The sequence below is a fragment of the Variovorax glucosi genome (assembly GCF_051216695.1).
Lineage (GTDB): Bacteria > Pseudomonadota > Gammaproteobacteria > Burkholderiales > Burkholderiaceae_C > Variovorax.
Genome location: NZ_JBPJZE010000067.1, coordinates 1 through 1516 on the forward strand (window position 1 = coordinate 1; position 1516 = coordinate 1516).

A 1516-nucleotide genomic window follows, 5' to 3' on the forward strand; every position below is an offset into this window, starting at 1 on the left:
TCGACCACGTTGAGCACGTGCACCGAATTCCACTCCTGCCCCTTGGCCGAATGGATGGTCGAGAGGATCAGGTAGTCCTCGTCGAGCAGCGGCGGCCCAGGGCGGTCGCTGGTGGCTTCGGGTGGATCGAGCGTGAGTTCGGTGAGGAAGCGTTCGCGCGAGGCATACCCGGCCGCGAGCCGCGCGAGCTGTTCCACGTCGGCGCGCCGCACGCCGGAGGTGTCTTCGTACAGCCGCTCCAGGTGCGGCAGGTACCAGTCCATTGCCAGTTCGACATCGGCCGGCCACTTCAGCGCGGGTGCGCGCAAGGCTGCGTAGGCCTCGGCAAAGTCGGCCCACTGCGCGCGTGCCGCGGAAGGCGGTACAAACTCGCGCACCGCCGCGGCGGGGTCGGCAGCCTGGTCCATTGCATCGAGCAGGCGCGAGCCCGTGACGGGGCCGATGCCCGGAATCAACTGCGTCACGCGAAAACCCGCCATGCGCCCACGAGGGTTCTGCGCAAAGCGCAGCACCGCGAGCAGGTCCTTCACGTGCGAGGCTTCGAGAAACTTGAGCCCGCCGAATTTCACGAACGGGATGTTGCGGCGTGCCAGCTCGAGCTCGAGCGCCGCGCTGTGCGTCGAGGTGCGGAACAGCACCGCCTGCGACTTCAGCGCGAGCCCGCCCTCGCGGTGCGCCAGCACCTTGTCGGCCACCCATCGCGCCTGCCCCGCTTCGTCGGGAACGAGCACCAGCAGCGGCTTGCCGGCCGAGGGCTTGTCGGTCCACAGCGTCTTGGCATGCCGCTCGGCCGCATGCGCGATCACGCGGTTCGAGGCATCGAGGATCGGCTGCGTCGAGCGGTAGTTGCGCTCCAGCGTGACCACGCGCGCGGCCTGCGTGAACTGCGACGGAAAGTCGAGGATGTTGCGCACCGTCGCGCCACGAAAGGAATAGATCGACTGCGCGTCGTCTCCCACCACGGTCACGCCGCGCCCATCGGGTTTGAGCGCCCGCAGGATCGAAGCCTGCAGCAGGTTGGTGTCCTGGTACTCTTCGACCAGCACGTGGTCGAAGCGCCCGCCGACGTGCGCGGCCAGCGCGGGCTCGGCGGCCATCTCGGCCCAGTAGAGCAGCAGGTCGTCGTAGTCGAGCACGCTCTGCCGCTGCTTGGCCTCTACGTAGGCGCCGAACAGCTTCTTCAGCTCTGCCTCCCATTCGTCGCACCAGGGAAAGGCCTCCTTCAGTACCTCGGCCAGCGGCGCGCGCGTGTTCACGCAGCGCGAGTAGATCGACAGGCATGTGCCCTTGCGCGGAAAACGATTGACGGTGGAAGACAGGCCCAGCTCGTGACGCACCAGCCCCATCAGGTCTTCGGCATCGCCGCGGTCGTGGATGGTGAAGTTCTCGTCGAGCCCGATCTGCGCCGCGTACTCGCGCAGCAGCCGGGCGCCGATGCCGTGGAAGGTGCCAGCCCACGGCAGCGCCGGCGCCGCCTCGGAGCGCAGGCCGAGCACCCGGGCCGCCACCTGGCCGG

General features: G+C 68.7%; 1 protein-coding gene. It reads right to left on the minus strand.

Going from position 1 to position 1516, the window contains the following annotated elements:
* The coding region (locus ACSFA3_RS22900) for an ATP-dependent helicase (protein WP_435507753.1) at nt 1-1516 on the minus strand (1516 nt) is incomplete at both ends.